We start from the raw sequence: 19,310 nt of genomic DNA on the forward strand, positions 1-19,310 counted from the left end.
GACGATGAGCGAGCGGTCTTCACCCACGTCGCGCAATGCCTACAACGCGTTTCGCACAATCACCACGGCTGGATGGATAACGACATCTATGGTGACATGAACAAATGCGGTGCATTATTCGCTGTTCGACACTGCGGTGAATGGCTGGCTGATCGGCGAGGGCCTGCTGGACATCCATGGCGGCGACCAGATTGGGCTCGTCGTCGAAACCGGGTGCCGCTATTTTTCTGAACTTGCTTTCCCCGATAAGGTAACGGCCGGTATCCGCGTCGCCAGGCTCGGAACGTCCTCCGTTCGCTATGAGGTTGCCCTGTTTCGGAATGAAGAAGAGATCGCCGCGCTGAAGGCTTCTTCGTCCACGTCTAGCTAGGGAAGGAGGTCGGCAACGCTCCTCACTGTGCGGTCAGAATACCGGCACCAGGGAGACATCTCCAAGACGCCGTCAGCTTGTCAGCAATCAGTCTGCTTGCCGTCCCCGGGCCCAGCAATCGCAGAAGCTACCCCACGCTCCAGTTTACCCGGAATGGCGCTGTTGTAGGGGTCAGAACAAGCACCGCAATCAGATCCACGTTCACTTCGTGGCCCTGGTCCCGTTTTCTGGTTCTCCTCAGTGTTTTTGGAGGGAGTATCTTCCATTGCGTACGGCTTGTGTCCGAAGCCTCCGTCGAGGCTGATTGGTTCAACTTCCGACGAACGTGGACTGCCCCCGACCAGCCGTCAACGTCTCCGGCGACATGAAGTTTTTGTTCTTCGCATCTGCACAAAATTGTGCCAAACGCCCTCAGGCGGTTAACGTAAGGGAAGGAATGCCATGAGCGCGACAGGTGAAGTGAAGGCCCTGACGCCCCCCGATATCGTGTCACACAAGGGTGGGACGCCGCTGGTTTGTCTCACTGCCTACACGACACCGATGGCGAGGCTTGTCGATACCACCTGCGATATCGTGCTTGTCGGTGACAGCGTTGGCATGGTGCTGCACGGCTTGCCGTCCACGCTGGGCGTCACGCTCGACATGATGATCATGCACGCACAAGCGGTGCGCCGTGGCATCGAGCGGGCACTGATGGTTGTGGACATGCCGTTCGGGTCCTATGAGGAAGGGCCCGAACAGGCCTTTCGCAATGCCGCCCGGCTGATGGCCGAGACCGGCTGCGCCGCCGTCAAGCTCGAGGGCGGCGAGAGTATGGCGGAGACGATCCAGTTCCTGGTCGCGCGCGGCATTCCGGTGATGGCGCATGTCGGCCTGACACCACAGGCAGTCAATACTTTTGGCGGCTACAAGGTGCAGGGGCGTGGCAACGATGCGGAACGCATCTTGCGCGATGCCGACGCGGTTTCAAAAGCCGGCGCGTTTGCCGTTGTGCTGGAGAAGGTGCCGGAAGCGCTCGCTCGCAGGATTACCGCCGACATTGCCATCCCCACCATCGGTATCGGCGCCTCGTCAGCCTGTGACGGCCAAATCCTGGTGGTCGACGACATGCTTGGCATGTTCACGGACTTCCGGCCGAAATTCGTCAAGCGCTACGCTGAACTCGGGGAGCGGGCACAAGCCGCGATCGCAGCCTACGCAAACGAAGTGCGCGAGCGGCGCTTTCCAGGTGCAGAGCATGTCTTTCGCGATCAGCCCAAAACGATCAAGGGTGGAGAAGCGGCATGAATGTTCCGATTGTCAGGGCCGTGGCGGATCTTCGCACGATCGTTGCGGGATGGCGTCGCGAAGCAGCCAGCATTGCTGTGGTGCCCACTATGGGTGCCTTGCATGAAGGGCATCTCAGCCTGGTGCGTGCCGCGCTCGAAAAGGCCGACCGGGTGATCGTGACGCTGTTCGTCAATCCAAAGCAGTTCAACAGCGCAGCCGATCTTGCCGCCTATCCGCGTACCGAGGTGGAGGACGCTGCAAAGCTGGCGCCACTGGGTGCGCATCTGCTTTACGCGCCGGACGCTGCTGAAATCTATCCGGAGGGTTTTGCCACCGCGGTTTCGGTCGGCGGCGTCAGCGAGGGCCTGTGCGGCGCGTTTCGGCCGGGTCATTTCGATGGCGTCGCCACCGTCGTCGCCAAACTGTTCCTGCAGACCGGAGCCGATCTCGCGTTTTTCGGCGAGAAGGATTTCCAGCAGCTTCATGTGGTTCGCCGCATGGCGCGGGATCTGGACATTCCGATCACCGTCATCGGCTGTCCGACAGTCCGCGAAGAAGACGGGCTGGCGCTCTCTTCGCGCAACGTCCGGCTCTCACTGGCGGAGCGACTGGCTGCACCGAAGCTCGCGTCGATTCTGCACACAGCAGCCGGACAGATCGCCAACGGAGCGCCGGTCAGCCTGACACTGGCTGAGGCGCGCGCTGCCATCCTTTCGGCAGGCTACCGGGAGGTGGAATATCTGGAATTGCGAGCAGACGCCGATCTTCGGCCTTTGAACGCACTTTACTGTCCCGCGCGTCTGCTGGTGGCCGCCTGGCTCGGCAACACACGACTGATCGACAATGTCGAAGTTGTTCCCCTGCTGTCGCTTAGCAGTTAACCGAAAGAATGCGCCGGTTTGGTTCGGGTTGACCATTTAATCATGAGAATATGGGCTGCGGGATTCTCAAATTAACTGCAATTGCAGGGAAGGCCTCGGCCGGTGGGCTTGAGCAGTTCGCCCTGCGGCTTGGTTAAACGGAGCCAGTCCGCCCAGTTATCTGGCTGGAGCACGACCACCTGACGATCATGGTAGGGCGCGACGTCCGGCCCTGGACTCGTCGTCAGCATCGTGAAGGAGGCTGGGTGATTGCCCTGGGCCTCACGCCATAGCCCGGCGATGGCCATGAAGGGGGCTCCGATCAGGCTGAAGCGATGTTTGGTTTTGGGGTACTTCTTGCCGGTGAATTCGTAGAATCCCGATGCCGGGATCAGGCAGCGCTTGCTGTCGGCGAAGTCTCGCCCTTCCGATCTAAAATTGAAGACCGGCCCACCCCTGGGCCCCGATGGCGGGAAGCTGAAGTTCATCTGGACGAGTTCGATCATGTCGCCGGCCGCACGCATGACCGGTCCCATATCGTTGATCCTGATATCGTCCGCCTGGGGCAGATCGAGTTCTGTCTGTTGCGTTGGTATCTCCAGCTCCAACGCCTGCATCATCTGGCAGTATTCAACCCAGCGAACGTGTTGCTCATAGGCATTGCACATCCGGTAAGGATAGCGTGAACTTCAAAATCTTTCGAGGGGTGGGGCGTCTTCCTCCGGAACCGGACTGTCGGCGAAGCTGAAGCCCCGCGGTGCGGGTCTTCACCCTCCGGGCGTCCATCCCTGACGCGGGCAGGGGCATTCGTGCAGTTGGGGGGAGTGCTTCTGAGATGCTGAGGGCGATTTTGGCGTGGGTAGAGAGGCGGCGTGCGATCCGTCGCCGATGGCGGGAAGACGCCAGGCGCCTCGTCCGTCTCCACGGCCCGACTGCCTATTATGAGGCACAACGGCTTGCCGCAACATCCCGCGCGATCGAAGACGGCCAGTTCCTCCACTGGGCAAAGGTAGCTGCCGAGGTGGCGCGGATAGAACCGTCGGCCGAGATGGATATCGACGTCGTCCGGTCGATTGTCGATCACGAACTTCGTCATCGAGTTCATTCGGATCCTGAGCCATGACACGAAGAGGCGGGTCGCCGCGACAATACTGAGGGCACGTCAAGCCCGGTCTCTGCAATGGCTCTCTGCTACCGGGAAGGATGCGACTGGGTGCGGATCCATCCACGCGCAGGTCCGCCCCCGCTTGCTGTGCTGGCTTCCTGGTCCAGGTCCGTCCTCCTCCAATCAACCCACAAGGGGTCCGCTACGCGAGCGTGCGGCCGCTGCGGCTTCGCCTGCGCGGTGATTGCGGCCGGGCCCCGGACCCGACGGGCACCAGAGCGGGGATCGGCCCCGCCCATGGACGGAGCCCTTCAATGTCGCACGATCTTTCACTCGCACAGAACCATGCCTGGAACCTCGCCCGCACCCTGATGGTGCCGGTTATTCTCTTCAAGGTCGACGACGAATACGGCGTCATGCCCGCCGACGAACTCGACGACGCCGAAATCGAGCCGCTCTTCGAATACGATCCCTACCAGGGCGGTCGGCCGGCTCATTGAGCCGGCCTTCCTCGCGCGCCAAGCGCCCGGCCGTCTGAAGGCCGGGTTGCGCGTCGCATCGTCCTTTCCCTGCTGGTGGCGGGACGCCACGAGCCCTTATTGGGACGAGGTTTTGCCGCTTGCGCCGGGAAGCCCGCAAGGGAGGCTGCGCCGCCCCGGCAAGCCGGTGCGCCCCTGCGGCCTTCCGGCTTCGCGGCCGACCTCGAGGCCTGCCGGAAAGGTAGACAAACAGATCTGGACAAGGAAAGGGCCGGACGCCCCGCGGCGCCGGCGGGATTGACCCATGGAGCAGCATGAAATCGAGACATTGCGAGACAAGGTGCCCTGCGCCGCCGTGCTCGAGCGCGAGGGCTGGACGGTGGACGTCAAGGAGAGCACCACACGCGCCGTGAAGTACCGGCGCGGGGCAGGCGAGATCATCATCGTCATCCACAATGGCAGGGGCTGGTTCGATCCACTCTCGGATGCCAAGGGCGACGTCTTCACCCTCGCCGGTCACCTGGCCGGTATCGCCTTTCCGGCGGCCGTCGAGGCGGTTCGCAGTCTCGTCGGCTATGTTCCGGCCACGCCGTCCTGGAATTGCCCGAAGCGCACAGGCATTCCACTTTCGATCACCGACCGATGGCGGCGCCGACGACCTCCAACCATCGGGTCTCGCGCCTGGCGATATCTGGCAGATGAGCGTGCGATCCCAGTATCCATTCTGCAGGCCGCTATCGCACAAGGCCTGCTGCGCGAGGGGCCGAGCGGCAGCATCTGGACGGCGCATGTCGACCAAACCAGGCAACTGATCGGTTGGGAAGAACGCGGCCCCCAGTGGCGCGGCTTCTCCACCGGCGGCAGCAAGCAACTGTTCCGTCTCGGCAACGAGGCCCCATCGGAAGGTTTCTTCGTAGAACCACGCTAAGGAAGAACGAAGCATAAACATGGCTTATGGCGTGGTGTTTCTGATCACCTTGTAAGCTGTTGATCTGCCTATGCCGAGGTGTTTTGCGGCCTGGGCGACGGATTTTCCGGCGCTGACGAGATCTTGAAGGGCTGAGATTGTCTCGGGCTGCAATGGCGGCCGCCCCGGGGTGCGGCCATGCTTTCGAGCGTTGATCAGGCCGTCTTTGGTGCGCTCTGAGATCAGGCGGCGCTCGAAATGCGCAATGGCCCCGAAGACGTGGAATACGAGTTCGCCAGCGGCGGATGTCGTGTCGATCCGCTCCTCAAGGCTGATCAGATTGATCTCTCTGGCCTTGAGGTCATCGACGGATTCCAGAAGCTCTTTGAGCGAGCGGCCCAAGCGATCTAGGCGGATGACAGCGAGAGTATCGTTGGGCCTGGCCTGATCAAGCAAGGCCGCCAGACCGGGCCGGTTGAACGTCTTGCCGGAGATCACGTCTTCGAACACGCGAATGGCACCGTGTTGCAGCAGTCGGTCTTTTTGGCCGGACAGGTCTTGGTCGGCGGTTGAGACCCTTGCGTATCCGAGGATGTCGCCGGTGCGTGGCATGGTGTCTCCCAAACGACCGTTTTGTAGCCTGACTTCACGTGATCGCTGTGATCCTGAATTGGCGCAGCAAATCTGTCTTTTTATTGGTCTCTATAATATTCGAGGTCTTCAAACTTGCAACTACGTTTTGAGGACACTTTATGGCCCGCCGACTACTTTTTTCCCGCGCGCATGCAGACCTCTTCGAGGTGCTGACGGATCCTGATGCTTTGATCCGCCATTATCTGCTGAGCCGGGACGACATTGACCTGATCCGTACCCGACGTCGCGCCGAAAACCTCCTTGGTGTCGCGGTGCATATTTGTCTGCTGCGCTACCCGGGCTTCGGGTGGAGCGACGGCATCATGCCGCCAGCGGAACTGATCGCTTGGCTTGCTGAACAGCTTCAGGTGGAGGCCTGTACTCTCGACGATTATGCCATCAGGCGGAATACGCGGCACGAACATCATGCCCTCGCGATGCGCCACTTGGGGCTTTCCCCTTTCGGACCTGAACATGTGCAGCAAGCGGAGGATATCGCCACGATGGCGGCCTTCGCGACGGATCACGGCGTGAAGATTGTTGAGACGCTGGTTGCGGAGCTGCGCAAGCAGCATCTGGTGTTACCGAGCGTGGACACGCTTGAGCGTCTTGCCCTGAAAGGGCGGGCACGCGCCCGGCGCGAGGCTGCCGCAGCGCTGTTTGATGCTCTCTCTCCGGGTCAACGTGTCCAGTTGCAGGCGCTCTTGGTCAACGATCCATCTGTTGGGCAAACGCGGCTCACGTGGCTGCGTGGCTATCCGCATTCCGCCAGCCCGGCCAGCATGACCGCGCTTCTGGATCGCCTGAAATATCTGCGATCGCTGAACATGCCGCCAAACCTTGGGCACGGCCTCCACCCTGACCGGCTGCTCAAGTTCGCGCGCGAGGGCGCTGTGGCGCCTGTGAGCTTGCTGAACGATTTTGGTGAACGGCGGCGGATCGCTACGGTCGCGGCGCAGATGGCGGATTTATCCATCACGCTCACCGATGCGACGATCGCCATGTTCGAGCGACTGACCGGCCAGCTCTTCTCAAGATCCCGCAATCGCCAGGAGGAGGTCTGGCGTATGGGCAAGACCAAGGTTGGCAAGCTGATGCAGCTCTTCGGCGCGTCCATTGATGCCATGGCCCGCGCACAAGATTTGGGGCAAGATCCCTTTGCTGCGTTGGATGCGGATGTCGGGTGGGAAACGCTCTTGGGCAAGCGTGACGAAATCGCTGGCTTTGGAGAGCTGGCAACCAGTGATCCGCTCGCTCTGGCGGCTGAGCGCTATGCCTATATGCGCAAGTTTGCCCCGGCCTTCCTTGAAGCGTTCGAGTTCAATGCCACCGATGCGGGGGATGACCTCAAGGAGGCAATTGCCTTGCTGCGCGACCAAAACCGCACAGGCAAACGCAAGTTGCCCGACGATCCTCCCATGCCGTTCGCGGCCAAGCATTGGCCATCGCTGATCATTCAGGATGGTCAGCCACAACGGCGCGTGTACGAGACTGCGGTTGTGTCAACCTTGCGAGAGCGCCTGCGCGCCGGGGATGTCTGGGTTGACGGCAGTCGTGATTATCGCCGGTTCGACAGCTACCTGAAGCCCCGGGACAAAGCCGAAATCATCATGCGGGACGCGGGATTCGAAACCGATCCAGACGCATGGTTGTCTGACCGGCGGGCTACGCTGGCGAAACGCCTTGAGCAAGTTGACCGCGCCCTGAAGCGCAATGCGCTCCCTGGTGTCCGCATTGAACACGGGCGGTTGAAGATTACGCCGCATGACGCGGTCACACCGCCCGCAGCGATGCGTTTGGAACGGGCGATCGATGCCGTGATGCCGCGCATCCGCATCACGGAGTTGCTCTGGGAGGTGAATGCGCAGACCGGGTTCCTTGATGCCTTCACCGACCTGCGGTCTGGCAAGCAGCACGATGAACCCGCCGCCGTTCTGGCCACGATCCTGGCCGGGGCCACCAATCTTGGTCTCGAGCGGATGGCGCATGCCTCATCGCGCGTCAGCCATGCGCAGCTGACCTGGGCGCAGACATGGTACCTTCGGCCGGAGACATTCGCGGATGCCTTGGGCCGTATCGTCGACGCCCATCATGGCCTGCCCTTTGCGCAGCACTGGGGCGCGGTGGAGCACAGCTCATCGGATGGGCAGTTCTTCGCTGCCAATCGTGGCAGTGGGCTCATCAACGCCAAATACGGACCCGATCCCGGCCTGAAGATCTACTCCTTCTTGTCGGGTCAGTACGGATCGTTCCATTCCAGTGTCATCGGGGCGACCGCAGGCGAAGCCCCCTTCGTGCTTGATGGCCTCCTGAGCAATCCGGCCAGCTTCGACCCTCTTGTGCATTACACAGATACCGGTGGCGTATCGGACCACGTCTTCGCCCTGTTCCATCTCTTGGGGATGACATTCGCCCCGCGCTTGCGCGACTTTCCCGACCGGCGGCTGGCATGCTTCGGAAGCGCGAAGGCGTGGCCCACCCTGTCATCCCTCATCGGGAAGCCCATCAACGAAGAAGTGATCCGGCAGCATTGGGGTGACATCATGCGTCTCGCCGCCAGCATCCGCGACAAGTCTCTCAAACCGTCTGAAATCCTGCGCAAGCTTGGAGCGTACCGCCAGCAAAACCGGCTCTACCTTGCCTTGGGTGAAATCGGCCGGATCGAGCGCACGCTCTTCATGCTCGACTGGATCGAAAACGCCGACCTGCGCATGGAATGCCACGCAGGCCTCAACAAGGGTGAAGCGCGACACTCGCTGGCTCGGGCCGTCTTTGCCCACTCACAAGGGCGCATTCATGATCGCTCTGATGCCGCCCAACAGAAGCGGGCCATGGCGCTCAACCTCGTCATCGCCGCCATCACGTTCTGGAATACGATCTACATGGACAAGGCCGCCAGCCACCTCGCGCAGACCACCCAGATCTACGACGTCAAGCTGCTTCCTCACACATCGCCCCTCGGGTGGGAGCACGTCATTCTATCCGGCGACTTCGATTGGCATTCTGGAGCCGCAGACCGCAAAATTGCGCGACCACTGAACATCAGGCCAGCCAGAGACTGGGGAACCTGATTGTGTTCGCTGAAAGTTCTTCCTTAGCGTGGTTCTACGAAGAAACCTTCCGATGGGGCCTAATGCACAAAGTCGAGCTTAGAGCCCGATTTGAAACTGATTGAACGATCCCGATGATCCGGCCAGTTCCCGTGAATCTGAGGATAACATTGAGACTTTGCTGGCCAGCCGAATTGGCACCGCTTTTGTCGATGGCAATGCGATCGGGGATGCCATTTGTACCAACTGCACACTTAAAGAACCGCCGTGCAGCAGAAGTATTTCGGCGTTCTGACAGCATAAAATCAAGGGGTTGCCCGTTGCGATCAACTGCGCGGTACAGATAAGTCCATTTGCACCGAACCTGGTTCTGCCTCAATCTGTGTGGCGCCACTATCCTGAAACGGGATGATTCAGGAGGGATAGGCGTGAGTTCGAAGAAGCACTGGTCGCCCGGGAGCGAAGTTTTGGTTCAAAGTGTTGAGCGAAGTGATTCCGGGGGGTGGATTGTATCCGGCAATCTGGCACCAAATGGCATCTGCCCAGACTGTGGATTGCATTCGCGACGTCGTCACGGCTGGCGGCGTCGGCGGCTGCAGGATTATCCCGCCCATGGAGACGGGGTTACGGTGGCTCTCTGGGTTTGCCGCTGGCGATGTTTGGCGCCCGCTTGTCCGCGCCGGACGTTCTCGGACCAGATCGCCTCGGTTGCGCGTCCGTTTGCGCGGCGCACCTCGCGTGTCGGGGAGATTGTCAGTCATCTTGGGCATGCGACCGGCGGGCGGCCTGCCGAGCGGCTCTTGCACCGTTTGGGCCTTGGGGTCAGCGATGACACGGTGCTTAGTACTACAGTTGCGCTTGTTGTAGATTTCTGATTCATCTTTCCCAAAGATGGGAGGATGTGTCATGACTGTTTCGGATTGGGCGGGCTGCGTTTCGGATTGGTCGCATGCGCTTGCTGGCTTGAAAGAATTCATCGCCCCTGTGTTCAAACGTTCCGAGCAAATTGGCTCCGCTGGGGTGTTCATTGACGGCCTTTTGTCCGGTGTGGAGCGCAAGACGGGCTGGATGCTTGCGGAAGAGGCTGGGTTGGCGCGACCCTATCGGATCCAGTCTTTGCTGGGCAGGTCATCCTGGTCGGCAGATACGCTCTGCGAGCGGGTTCGGAGCTATGCGATTGAGGCGCTTGGCGACCCGGACGGCGTGCTGGTCGTGGATGAGACCGGGTTTCTGAAAAAGGGTACACATTCCGTCGGCGTCGCTCGGCAGTATTCCGGCACGGCGGGGCGGATCGAGAACTGCCAGATCGGCGTGTTCGCGAGCTATGCCAGCCGCTGGGGCCATGCGTTGATTGATCGGCGGCTTTATCTTCCCAAAGCCTGGGCAAATGACCCCGACCGCCGCGCCAAGGCGCATGTGCCGGAAGACGTGGCCTTCGCCACCAAACCCGCCATGGCAAGCGAGATGATAGCAAACCTGCTGGACGAGGGCACGCCCTGTGCCTTCGTGCTGGCCGATGCGGTCTACGGGTCCGATTCCCGGTTTCGCCGGATGCTGGAGACACGTGAGCAGCCTTATGTTCTGGCCGTGCGTTCGACCCACAGCTTGCGGTTTCTCGAGGAGTGGCACCTCGTTCAGACCGACCCCGCCACAATGATCGCAGAGCTGCCACCCGAGGATTGGCAGGCGCTCAGCGCGGGCGAAGGTGCCAAGGGACACAGGCTCTATGACTGGGTTCGGGTGCCAATCAACCATACGGCCGGGACAGGGTTTTCCCGTTGGCTGCTTGCCCGTCGCAGCCTGCGTGACCCGCAGGCCATCGCGTATTACTTCGCTTATGCCCGCTCGGATGCGACGCTACCGGAACTGGCGGCTGCCGCCGGATTGCGCTGGACCATCGAGGAATGCTTCCTGCGCGCCAAGGATGATCTCGGTCTTGATCATTGCGAGGCCCGCTCCTGGCACGGATGGCATCGACACATGCGTCTGGTGATGGCCGCTGCCGCGTTTCTCTCACACCTCAGCGCTGATCAGCGTCGCACGGCATTCAGCAAACCGAACAAAACGAGTCCGCGGGGTCAGCCGGAAGCAGCGTGATCTTCAGGCTTCGAAATACCCTGACCACAGCGGAAATCCGTCACCTGATCGCTCGCCTCTTGCTGCGGCCAATACTGACCGTCGCCTTCATCTGGGATTGGTCGCGATGGCGCCGCGAACACCAAACCGCCGCCGCCATCGCTCATCGGAAACGTCGCCTCCATCCGCAACTGTAGTCTTAAGCTGGTCGCCAAGGAAGATGCGCGGGTCCGCTTGTTGCGCACCATACCGGGCGTCGGCGCTGTGACTGCCTCGGCAATCATCGCCAGCATTGGGGATGGTCATCAGTTCAGCAATGGCCGCGAGTTTGCAGCATGGCTCGGCCTGACGCCTGCGAACAAATCCAGCGGCGGCAAAGAGAAGCTTGGTCGCATTACAAAAATGGGTGATCAATACTTACGATCATTACTCGTTGTTGGCATGACATCGCTCGTCCGACAGACCAAGTCGTACCCAGAACGCGCAAGTAAGTGGCTGATATCGCTGCTGGAGAGGAAACCTGCGCGCTTGGCGACTGTCGCCATGGCCAACAAGACCGCTCGGATCGTCTGGGCCGTTCTGACCCGCAACGAACCATATACGCCGCACACGGCCTAAAGGAGGAAGCACAACGAGTTAGCAAGACCCGCGAGATGATGGTGCATAAGTCTGCCGCCAAAACCAAGACACCCCGCCGAAGGTCCCGGGCGACATAGCCCGCTAAGCTGTAAGGGACTTGGTTTGCGGAACCCATCAGGGCCAGCGGTCAAAACCGCACAAACAGGCCGGACACATGACTGCTTCTGACAAATGCACAAATCAGATCAAAAATGTCTTGCTATGCAGGAGCAATGGTATGGACCCCGCCGACCTCGGGCGGTGTATCTTGGAAAGGCAAACAGGAGGGTGCATGCCATGGAAATCAAAAGGATCGGCCTTGATCTGGCCAAGTACGTTTTTGAAGTTCACGCCGTCGACAACGACGAAAATGTTGTGCTTCGAAAGACTCTGAGACGCGAAGCCGTTGCGCAGTTCTTCGCTGAGCTTGAGCCTTGCGTTGTCGGGATGGAGGCTTGTTGCGGATCGCACTATTGGGCGCGTGTTCTGACTGATCTGGGGCACGAGGTCCGGTTGATCTCGCCTCAGTTCGTGAAGCCGTATGTCAAGTCGAACAAGAATGACCGCAATGACGCTGAAGCTATTTGCGAGGCGGTTGGCAGGCCGTCGATGCGGTTTGTACCGCCGAAGTCGCCGGAGCAGCTGGAAATCCAAGCGGTCCACCGTATCCGCCAACGTGTGGTTGCAAATCGTACCCGGCTTGTGAACCAGGTCCGAGGTTTGCTTGGGGAGCACGGTGTCGTGGTGCCGCGAGATATCAACCGCATTCGGCGCACCCTTAGTGAAATTGCGGACGGTCAGTCGGGAGGCTTTGGTGGGCTCTTTGTCGAGATGCTGCGCGACATCCGGGAGGAGCTGGCCGAACTGGATGCGCGCCTCGCGGGCTACAATCAGCGGATTAAAAGCCTCTACCGCTCCAATGAAATGTGTCAGCGTATCAGCCAAATCGAGGGGATTGGTCCGATTACCGCAACGGCGCTCGTCGCCGCGGTCGGCGATAAATCCTGCTTCAGAAATGGCCGCCAGTTTGCTGCTTGGTTGGGCCTGGTGCCAAAGCAGCATTCAAGCGGCGGAAAAGCGCGGCTGTTCGGCATAAGCAAACGGGGCGACAGGTACTTGCGGACGATGTTGATCCACGGTGCGCGCGCGGTACTGGGCCGCTCGGCCGGAAAAACCGACACGCGAAGCCAGTGGATCAACCGGATGCGGGAAAGGCGTCATCCGAATGTCGTCGCGGTCGCCTTGGCAAACAAGAACGCACGGATCGTTTGGTCGCTTCTGTCAAACGATCAGGAATACAGGCGGGGACACACCGTCTGAGCCAGACTACGAGCGACCAAGTCAAGGAGGACTGAAAGGAATATTGCAACATCTGCCAGGAGATGGAGAAGGGTCACGCCCGTTGCTTCTTGAACCTGATGTGTGGATCGGCAAGGTCAGCACCAATGCCTTAGGGGCGATGAGGGAGAAGCAAGCGGAAATCCATCGGGGCTCGCGGCGATGATCTATCAGGCCGCCCTAAGAAGCCGGATATACATCAGCAATCGCGACTTTCGATCCAGAGCCAAACAGACCGTTGCAATTAGGCGGGGTCCATATACATCCACACATGACCTTCGCGCAAGCAAGAAATGTTGATGGTCTAAAGAAAATATCGCCTGCCTTCGCAACGATTTAGAAGCTGGCGCTACTCTACAAGGGCATTTTGTTCAAGGGGTGATCCTACCTACTTGAAGCATGAACCACTTCAACCAGAGGCTGTTCCGGTTTTCGAGTCGGTGCTTTCTTCTTTTGGTGGACGGATGCGGAAAAGAAGTGCGTAAAGCACCGGCACGGCGACAAGGGTCAGCACCGAGGCAAACGCGAGGCCACCCATGATCGTCACCGCCATAGACGCGAAAAACGCATCCGGCAGCAGCGGTATCATGCCGAAGATCGTCGTGCCGGCGGCGAGCACCACAGGGCGTAGACGGCTGACCGAACCGTCAATCACTGCCTTGTAATCCGCCACACCCTCTGCGCGCTGAACGTCGATCTCTTCGACCAGAACGATCGCGTTCTTCATCAGCATTCCCGAAAGCGACAGGAAGCCGAGCAGAGCCGTGAAGGTGAAAGGCAGGCCGGTGAAGAGCAACCCGAGCACCATGCCCGTCACGGACATCGGCACGACAAGCCAAAGGATGAGCGGCTGGCGCACCTTGTTGAACATCAGGATGGAGATTGTCAGCATGACAAGGAAGCCGAGGGGAAGCTGTTTGCCAAGGCTGGTCTGGGCGTCGGTTGAACTTTCATACTGGCCGCCCCACTCCATGCTGTAGCCATCGGGAAGCGGGAGGGCCTCGATCTCGGCCCGCACGCTTTTGAAGGCCTCATCGGCGGTGAGATCCGCCCGTGCGCCGCCAAGGGCAGTGATGGTACGTTCGCGGTTGCGCCGGTGAATCAGCGCCTCGACGAGGCGCGGCTCGAACCGTTCCACAAGGTTGGCCATGGGAACGTAGGCGCCAGCCCCATCGGACCAGGCCGACAGGTCACGAACGCGGTCAACCCCGTCGCGTTCGTTGGCGGCCAGCCGCAGGTGGATTGGAATGACCTCGTCGCCTTCGCGCAATTCACCGACTCGCAAGCCCGAGGTTCCATAGCGGATGGTATCGGCGATCGCGCCGCGCGTGGTCCCGGCCAGCCGCATGCGCGACTCGTCAATGATCGGCTCGATCAGGATCTCGCGCTGCCGCCAATTGGTGCGTGAATTGGTGATTGTGTCTGCGGCCTCGTATATCCGTGTTGCATCATCGGCGAGTTGGCGCAGAATGACCGGATCGGGACCGGAGAAGCGGACTGCCACATCGGCACCGGAGGGCGGGCCGAAGACGAGTTCTTCGACCCGGACAAGCGCGTTGGGAAATGCGGCGGGCAGATCGCGGTTCAACCGGCTTGCCATGGCCGGGATCGCCTCGGCGTCGGCCACCCGGACGATCAGCTGGCCATAGCTGGCATCCGCCTGCTCCGGGCTGTAGGTCAGCATGAAGCGGCTTGCGCCACGCCCCACCAGGGTCGTCACGTCGGTAACCTTGTCCTCAGACAGGATCAACTGCTCGAGCCGTTTCATTTCACGGTCGGTGACGTTGATGTCGGTCCCTTGCGGCATCTGGAATTCGACATAGAAAAGCGGGGTATTCGACGCGGGAAAGAACGCCTGCTTGACCTGTCCGAAGGCCATCACCGACACAACCGTGATTCCCACGATTATAAGCACAACCAGCACACGCGCGCGCAGCACGATCCAGAGCAACCCGCGATAGATCCCGTAGAACGCGCCCTTGTAAGGATCGTCCGAGGTGTTTTTGGGGGCCTTGAGCAGCAGCTTGCCGAGATAGGGCGTGACCGTAACGGCCAGAATCCAGCTCATCAGCAGCGAGATGGTGATCACCGCGAAGAGCGAGAACAGAAACTCGCCGGTGGCATCCGGCGACAGACCAATCCCGGAAAAGGCCATGATCCCGATCACGGTCGCACCAAGAAGCGGAATCGAGGTCGAGGTTTCGGTTTCGGCGGCGGCGTCTTCGGCGCTTTTGCCGCGCGCCATGCCGATCACCATCCCCTCGGTGATCACGATGGCGTTGTCCACCAGCATCCCCATCGCGATGATCAGGGCACCAAGGCTGATCCGTTCCATTGCGATCCCGAAGACCGACATGAAGAACAGTGTCACGAAAACCGTAAGCCCGAGCGTCGCGCCCACCACGAGGCCCGCGCGCCAGCCCATTGTCAGCATCAGCGCCCCGACAACGATGGCGACCGACATCGCAAGGCTCAGAAGAAAGCTGGAGACGGCCTGATCAACGACGACGTGCTGTTCGTAGATCGGCGTGACTTCGACACCTTCCGGCAACTCAGCCTTCAACGTCTCAAGCCGGGCCGAGACTGCCGCGCCAACTTCGACCACGTTTCGGTTCGTCAGCGCCGACACCCCGAGGGTGAAGGCCGCGGTGCCGTTCTGCCGGATGATCTGACTGGGCTGTTCCGCCTCGTCGCGGGCGACGCGGGCAATATTATGGATCGCGACCTGCCCAACCTCTCCGGCCGCGCCAAGCCGCAACTCCTCGATCCCTTCGGGGGTCACGTAACCTGGCGGCACGGACAGTCCTATCCGGGCCGGCCCCTCGGTGATCTCGCCATTATCGAAGACAAGGTTCTCATCGTTCAGCACGCTCAGAACCTGGTTGGGCGGAAGGCCCAGCTCTGTCAGGCGCGCGGATGGAATCGAGATCGTGATCACCTCTTCGGTGAGGCCCTGAACCTCGACCTTGGCGACACCGTCGACGGTCACCAGCCCCAGCCGCAATCGCGTAGCCAGATCCCGCTCTTCGCGCGGGGTCAGACCTTCGGTTTTCACCGCGTAGAACATGCCGTAAACATCGCCGAAATCATCGTTGACGATGGGCGCGCGTGCGCCTTTCGGAAGGTCACCCTCCACGTCGCGGATGCGCAGGCGCATCTCGTCCCAGACCTGCGGAATCTCATCCGGGCCATATGTGCCCTCGATCTCCACGGTGATTTGCGCCATGCCCGGCATCGACTTGGATTCGACCCGGTCAAGCTGCTTCATCTGCTGCAGCGCGTTTTCGATGACGTCAGAGACCTCTTCCTCGACCTCGACTGCTGTCGCGCCGGGATACGGCACGAAGACTAGCGCGGTCTTGAGCGTGAAACTCGGGTCTTCAAGGCGGCCCACGGTGTTCAGCCCCCAATACCCGCCAAGAAGGCAAAAAAGGATGAGGAGCCAGACCGCCACGGGCCTCTGGATGCTTGCGCCGGAAATGCTGAATGCCATGGATCTGTTCGTGTCCTGTCAAGGGGGCGGGATCAGAGCCCCGCAACCGTCACGGTCTGATTGTCGCGAAGCCGCCACCACCCGCCGGAGACGACCAGTTCATCGCCTTGGAGACCTTCCAGAACCACGATCTCGTTATCGACGGGAAGGCCCAGACGCACGGTCCGGCGCGTGACCTGCCCCGACTCTTCGTCGTAAATCCAGACCGAAGGCTCGGTTCGGCTAGAGGTATCGATCGCCGACACGGGGACCATGGCGGATTGTGCACTGGCTTCGGCCGCCGCATTTGAAAGACGCACCCTGGCCGTCATCCCCGGCAGAAGACGCGAGTCGACATCACCCCGGATGGCAAATTCCACATCGTAGGTCTGCGCCGTGCGGTCGGCATCGGTTGCAAAAGACCGAAGCATGAGCGGAGCCGTGTAGCCGGGCACGGCTGGAAAACTTGCCACGAGATCGAAGGCGTCGGGTGCGCTGCGTGCGACCGCCGCCAATTCTTCCGGCAGAGAGATCATGATCCGCATCTCGCTGACATCCTGAAGACGCGCAACCGGCGCCGCGGAGGTGACGTTGACATATTCCTCGATGAAGGTGCGCGCCACGATTGCATCGAAAGGCGCGATGATCTGCGTCTGTGAGAGGCGCCGCTCGGCCTCGCGCAGCGCAACTTCGGCCTGCGCGTATTCGGCGCTGGCCGTTTCGAAGCGCGCTTCGGCCGCAACCCCCCGTTCGGCAAGGCTTTTCGCGCGCTCGAGCTCGGATTTCGCCAGGTCAAAGGCGGCCCGCGCCCGATCCACCGCAAGTTCGAAATCGACCGGATCGAGTTCCGCGATCAGATCGCCTTCGCTGATCTTGTCGCCCGGATCCACCTCGAGGCGCAGGACCTGTCCAGAAACCTGGAAAGCGATGTCTACGGTGCGGGCTGGCGCGACCCGCCCGGCAACGGTGCGGCCACGCGTGACGGTGCGACTTGTTGCTCGGGTCACTTCTACTGTGACCTTCCGGTCGTGTTCAGCCCCCTCGCTGGTTTCGGCCGCAGGCTTTGTCGCGTCAGTCGTTGTCTGGGCCCGGACATCGGTCCGGAGCGCCGGAAACACCGACAAAACCAGCAGCGCCGCAGCCGCGATCACGGTAACCGATGCGATCCGTTTCCAGCTCTGCTTCATTCTATTCGAGTTCATCGATCAGGGTCCTTAATCTTTCGATGACGCGACCACGGAGATCCGCCCCGCCGTCTGGCAGCTTGAGAAGTTTCTGGAAGCGCACCCCCTGAATCGCCCAAAAAACCACCATGGCACCCTGCGGGTCTTGTGTGTCGGACAGGATACGCCCGATGTCGTCGCTCAATTCTCCCCGCAGCGGATCGAGCAGTTGCGGATCTGACGCCGCTGTCGCGAGGATCGCCATCGACAGGTCATCATCCACCTCTTGCGATTGCAGAACCGTTTCGAGATGACCACGCAGGGTTCGCGCGGGGTGCCGCTCCGGCACGCTCTCCAGCAGCTCCCGGTGTTCGGCCAACATCGCATCGAGCAGCCCCGAGAGCAGGGCCTTCTTTGTCGGGTAATTGTAAAGCACGCCCCCCTTGCTGAGGCCCGCCTCCTTTGCAACCGCGTCGATCGTTATCTTTCCCGCACCTGCACGCGCGGCGATCACGCGCGCAGCAGACAGTATCCTGCGAGACGCGCTTCTGGTTTCTGCTGGGGTCATGTGTTCACTCAAAACTGTACCGTCCGGTCGGTGCATCTGCGTGGGTAGCTAGTGTCCGGCACCATCCGGGTCAAGTGTTCAACCGGATCCGTCACCTTGAGGCGCGGCATGGCACCTGTCGAAGCACCAGAAGGCAAGCTGTTGGGCCTCCCACGCTATAAGTCATTGCGTCGGCCATATACCCCCAGAAAAGCGTCAACCGCCCTCTTTGAATGCTCAGATGCATCGACGGGCTGGTCGACGGCCAGCAATCGCGGCATGATGACGCCGGAGATGGACAGGTGAATGAACTGACTGGCGGCGTTTTGAACGTTTTCAACGTTCAGTGATTTCGTTTCGTGCAAGTCTTTGAGTATTTGCGCGACGTGTGTGATGGCGCGCGTCGGGCCTGCATCCATGTATATTTCGCCTGCCTCCGGCAGAACCGGAACCGCGCCGATGCAAACGCGAAGGAGACGAATGTAACCCTCATCCATGACCAGCCCGATCATGCGCCGCGAGAGTTCTTCAAGGGCACCTCGTGCATCGCCCAAGCTTGAAAGCGGACGACAGATTTCTTCTGAAAGTTTGTCGCATTCAGCTTGTAAAACGCTTAAGAAAAGCCTGTCTTTGCTTGGGAAATGCGCATAAAGGGTCGCCTTCGAAACCTTGGCTTGTTCGGCAATGGCATCGACACTGGCGCCTTCGAAGCCGCACTTCAAGAAGACCTCCCTCGCCCCTCTAAGCACATCGGCAACTTTACTTTCTCTCATGGCGATCACCTGGTTCCAAAACGTGATAACGAACGCACAGTGCAACATGACTGGCCGCGCTCAAAGGCGTCCAACAGGTCCATCAACTGTCATTCGCAAAAGCCGAGCGGCGCTGCGTAGCTCACAAACACAACCGTCATGAATCGGCACCGCCCAAAGCTGGTAAACGCACGCGTTTTTCGGGCTGGCGCAGTCAAACAGCGCCCAAGTCATCGTCCTGAAACACCCCCTCAGCTTTCCAGCGTTCCGCGATAGTTCCCAGTGCGTCCAGAACGCTTCGCAGGTCGTTCCCGCGTGGCGTCAAGCCATAGGTGACCGCAGGCGGGATCGTCTCGGCCTGTTCGCGCCAGATGACCCCGGCACCTTGCAGCATCCGCAGACGCTCGGTCAGCATTCGGGTCGATATCCCCGGCACAGAGCGCTTCAGCACCCCGAACCTTTGCGGCCCCTGATCGTTCAGGACCCAGATGATGTAGGTGGTCCACGGCCCCATGAGCAGCCGCAGGATCGCATCCATCGGGCACTGTGGCGGCGTTTTGGACATCGCTGTGCGCTTCCTTCCCAGATGGTTACTTTATCGTCCCTACTTTAATTTTTTCCATAACTCAACTATTACACCTCCTGATACAGGCACTCGAGGGTTACCTTGG

Annotated in this window: 16 protein-coding genes and 3 pseudogenes; 10 read left to right on the top strand and 9 right to left on the bottom strand. The window is 60.5% G+C overall.

The features are described from left to right. Positions 1-4 precede the first annotated feature (4 nt). From BSG08_RS11895 to panC, 3 genes and pseudogenes are all read left to right on the top strand, one after another. A pseudogene (locus BSG08_RS11895) lies at positions 5-363 on the top strand (acyl-CoA thioesterase); the annotation flags it as partial. Between the two features lie 448 nt (positions 364-811). Then, a complete protein-coding gene (gene panB, locus BSG08_RS11900; RefSeq protein ID WP_093037064.1) occupies positions 812-1,657 on the top strand; it encodes a 3-methyl-2-oxobutanoate hydroxymethyltransferase in 846 nt (281 codons plus the stop codon). Then, positions 1,654-2,520 (top strand): pantoate--beta-alanine ligase, encoded by an 867-nt coding sequence (panC, locus tag BSG08_RS11905; RefSeq protein ID WP_093037067.1) that lies wholly within the window; start codon positions 1,654-1,656, stop codon positions 2,518-2,520. The genes panB and panC overlap by 4 nt, the downstream gene beginning before the upstream one ends. A 71-nt stretch (positions 2,521-2,591) precedes the next feature. Here the strand turns inward: panC and BSG08_RS11910 are convergent, their stop codons facing one another. Next, complete coding sequence (locus tag BSG08_RS11910) at positions 2,592-3,167, bottom strand: SOS response-associated peptidase family protein (protein WP_093037070.1); 576 nt, start codon at positions 3,165-3,167, stop codon at positions 2,592-2,594. 751 nt (positions 3,168-3,918) lie between these two features. Between BSG08_RS11910 and BSG08_RS11920 the strand changes: the two genes are divergently transcribed. Together BSG08_RS11920 and BSG08_RS11925 are read left to right on the top strand one after the other, a co-directional pair. Continuing rightward, entirely contained in the window at positions 3,919-4,104 is a 186-nt protein-coding gene (locus BSG08_RS11920) for a hypothetical protein (RefSeq protein WP_093037073.1), read from the top strand. A gap of 283 nt (positions 4,105-4,387) precedes the next feature. Further along, positions 4,388-5,011 (top strand): DUF3991 domain-containing protein, encoded by a 624-nt coding sequence (locus tag BSG08_RS11925; protein ID WP_093037076.1) that lies wholly within the window; start codon positions 4,388-4,390, stop codon positions 5,009-5,011. Between the two features lie 24 nt (positions 5,012-5,035). On the opposite strand, the gene BSG08_RS11930 is transcribed toward BSG08_RS11925, so the two are convergent. Continuing rightward, a complete protein-coding gene (locus BSG08_RS11930; protein ID WP_028094410.1) occupies positions 5,036-5,602 on the bottom strand; it encodes a recombinase family protein in 567 nt (188 codons plus the stop codon). Positions 5,603-5,742: 140 nt separating this feature from the next. Between BSG08_RS11930 and BSG08_RS11935 the strand changes: the two genes are divergently transcribed. Then, complete coding sequence (locus BSG08_RS11935; protein WP_093037078.1) at positions 5,743-8,694, top strand: Tn3 family transposase; 2,952 nt, start codon at positions 5,743-5,745, stop codon at positions 8,692-8,694. 100 nt (positions 8,695-8,794) lie between these two features. Here BSG08_RS11935 and BSG08_RS11940 read toward each other — a convergent pair. Then, a pseudogene (locus tag BSG08_RS11940) lies at positions 8,795-9,028 on the bottom strand (DDE-type integrase/transposase/recombinase); the annotation flags it as partial. 73 nt (positions 9,029-9,101) lie between these two features. Here BSG08_RS11940 and BSG08_RS19485 point away from each other — a divergent pair. Beyond that, positions 9,102-9,548, top strand: coding sequence for a transposase family protein (locus tag BSG08_RS19485; RefSeq protein ID WP_425439281.1), 447 nt, complete (start codon positions 9,102-9,104; stop codon positions 9,546-9,548). Positions 9,549-9,579: 31 nt separating this feature from the next. Then, on the top strand, positions 9,580-10,770 hold the full coding sequence (locus tag BSG08_RS11950) for an IS701 family transposase (RefSeq protein ID WP_093037081.1): 1,191 nt from the start codon (positions 9,580-9,582) through the stop codon (positions 10,768-10,770). On the opposite strand, the gene BSG08_RS19490 is transcribed toward BSG08_RS11950, so the two are convergent. Further along, positions 10,752-11,042, bottom strand: a complete 291-nt coding sequence (locus BSG08_RS19490; RefSeq protein WP_175544774.1) for a hypothetical protein — start codon at positions 11,040-11,042, stop codon at positions 10,752-10,754. The two genes, BSG08_RS11950 and BSG08_RS19490, sit on opposite strands and share 19 nt — an antisense overlap. Here BSG08_RS19490 and BSG08_RS11955 point away from each other — a divergent pair. Next, positions 10,984-11,367: pseudogene (locus tag BSG08_RS11955) on the top strand (IS110 family RNA-guided transposase); the annotation flags it as partial. The gene BSG08_RS19490 and the pseudogene BSG08_RS11955 overlap by 59 nt on opposite strands. A gap of 297 nt (positions 11,368-11,664) precedes the next feature. After that, entirely contained in the window at positions 11,665-12,687 is a 1,023-nt protein-coding gene (locus BSG08_RS11960; RefSeq protein ID WP_093037084.1) for an IS110 family RNA-guided transposase, read from the top strand. 427 nt (positions 12,688-13,114) lie between these two features. On the opposite strand, the gene BSG08_RS11965 is transcribed toward BSG08_RS11960, so the two are convergent. The 5 genes from BSG08_RS11965 to BSG08_RS11985 form a co-directional block, all read right to left on the bottom strand. Next, positions 13,115-16,198 carry an efflux RND transporter permease subunit gene (locus BSG08_RS11965; RefSeq protein ID WP_093037087.1) on the bottom strand — a complete coding sequence of 1,028 codons (3,084 nt, stop codon included), beginning with the start codon at positions 16,196-16,198 and terminating at the stop codon, positions 13,115-13,117. A 32-nt stretch (positions 16,199-16,230) separates the two neighbouring features. Then, entirely contained in the window at positions 16,231-17,379 is a 1,149-nt protein-coding gene (locus tag BSG08_RS11970; protein WP_197482603.1) for an efflux RND transporter periplasmic adaptor subunit, read from the bottom strand. After that, positions 17,366-17,908 carry a TetR/AcrR family transcriptional regulator gene (locus tag BSG08_RS11975; protein WP_064790333.1) on the bottom strand — a complete coding sequence of 181 codons (543 nt, stop codon included), beginning with the start codon at positions 17,906-17,908 and terminating at the stop codon, positions 17,366-17,368. The genes BSG08_RS11970 and BSG08_RS11975 overlap by 14 nt, the downstream gene beginning before the upstream one ends. Before the next feature lie 155 nt (positions 17,909-18,063). After that, positions 18,064-18,660 (bottom strand): TetR/AcrR family transcriptional regulator, encoded by a 597-nt coding sequence (locus BSG08_RS11980; RefSeq protein ID WP_227513888.1) that lies wholly within the window; start codon positions 18,658-18,660, stop codon positions 18,064-18,066. A 193-nt stretch (positions 18,661-18,853) separates the two neighbouring features. Then, positions 18,854-19,204 carry a winged helix-turn-helix transcriptional regulator gene (locus BSG08_RS11985; RefSeq protein ID WP_037275416.1) on the bottom strand — a complete coding sequence of 117 codons (351 nt, stop codon included), beginning with the start codon at positions 19,202-19,204 and terminating at the stop codon, positions 18,854-18,856. Positions 19,205-19,310: the final 106 nt, after the last annotated feature.

The sequence above is a fragment of the Roseovarius azorensis genome, assembly GCF_900109455.1.
Classification (GTDB): Bacteria; Pseudomonadota; Alphaproteobacteria; order Rhodobacterales; family Rhodobacteraceae; genus Roseovarius; species Roseovarius azorensis.

What these genes read in the sequence shown, in the direction of transcription:
- panB (WP_093037064.1), top strand. Translation starts at nt 812, where the DNA reads ATGAGCGCGACAGGTGAAGTGAAGGCCCTGACGCCCCCCGATATCGTG.
- panC (WP_093037067.1), top strand. Translation starts at nt 1,654, where the DNA reads ATGAATGTTCCGATTGTCAGGGCCGTGGCGGATCTTCGCACGATCGTT.
- BSG08_RS11910 (WP_093037070.1), bottom strand. Translation starts at nt 3,167, where the DNA reads ATGTGCAATGCCTATGAGCAACACGTTCGCTGGGTTGAATACTGCCAG.
- BSG08_RS11920 (WP_093037073.1), top strand. Translation starts at nt 3,919, where the DNA reads ATGTCGCACGATCTTTCACTCGCACAGAACCATGCCTGGAACCTCGCC.
- BSG08_RS11925 (WP_093037076.1), top strand. Translation starts at nt 4,388, where the DNA reads ATGGAGCAGCATGAAATCGAGACATTGCGAGACAAGGTGCCCTGCGCC.
- BSG08_RS11930 (WP_028094410.1), bottom strand. Translation starts at nt 5,602, where the DNA reads ATGCCACGCACCGGCGACATCCTCGGATACGCAAGGGTCTCAACCGCC.
- BSG08_RS11935 (WP_093037078.1), top strand. Translation starts at nt 5,743, where the DNA reads ATGGCCCGCCGACTACTTTTTTCCCGCGCGCATGCAGACCTCTTCGAG.
- BSG08_RS11950 (WP_093037081.1), top strand. Translation starts at nt 9,580, where the DNA reads ATGACTGTTTCGGATTGGGCGGGCTGCGTTTCGGATTGGTCGCATGCG.
- BSG08_RS19490 (WP_175544774.1), bottom strand. Translation starts at nt 11,042, where the DNA reads ATGCTGGCGATGATTGCCGAGGCAGTCACAGCGCCGACGCCCGGTATG.
- BSG08_RS11960 (WP_093037084.1), top strand. Translation starts at nt 11,665, where the DNA reads ATGGAAATCAAAAGGATCGGCCTTGATCTGGCCAAGTACGTTTTTGAA.
- BSG08_RS11965 (WP_093037087.1), bottom strand. Translation starts at nt 16,198, where the DNA reads ATGGCATTCAGCATTTCCGGCGCAAGCATCCAGAGGCCCGTGGCGGTC.
- BSG08_RS11970 (WP_197482603.1), bottom strand. Translation starts at nt 17,379, where the DNA reads ATGAACTCGAATAGAATGAAGCAGAGCTGGAAACGGATCGCATCGGTT.
- BSG08_RS11975 (WP_064790333.1), bottom strand. Translation starts at nt 17,908, where the DNA reads ATGACCCCAGCAGAAACCAGAAGCGCGTCTCGCAGGATACTGTCTGCT.
- BSG08_RS11980 (WP_227513888.1), bottom strand. Translation starts at nt 18,660, where the DNA reads ATGAGAGAAAGTAAAGTTGCCGATGTGCTTAGAGGGGCGAGGGAGGTC.
- BSG08_RS11985 (WP_037275416.1), bottom strand. Translation starts at nt 19,204, where the DNA reads ATGTCCAAAACGCCGCCACAGTGCCCGATGGATGCGATCCTGCGGCTG.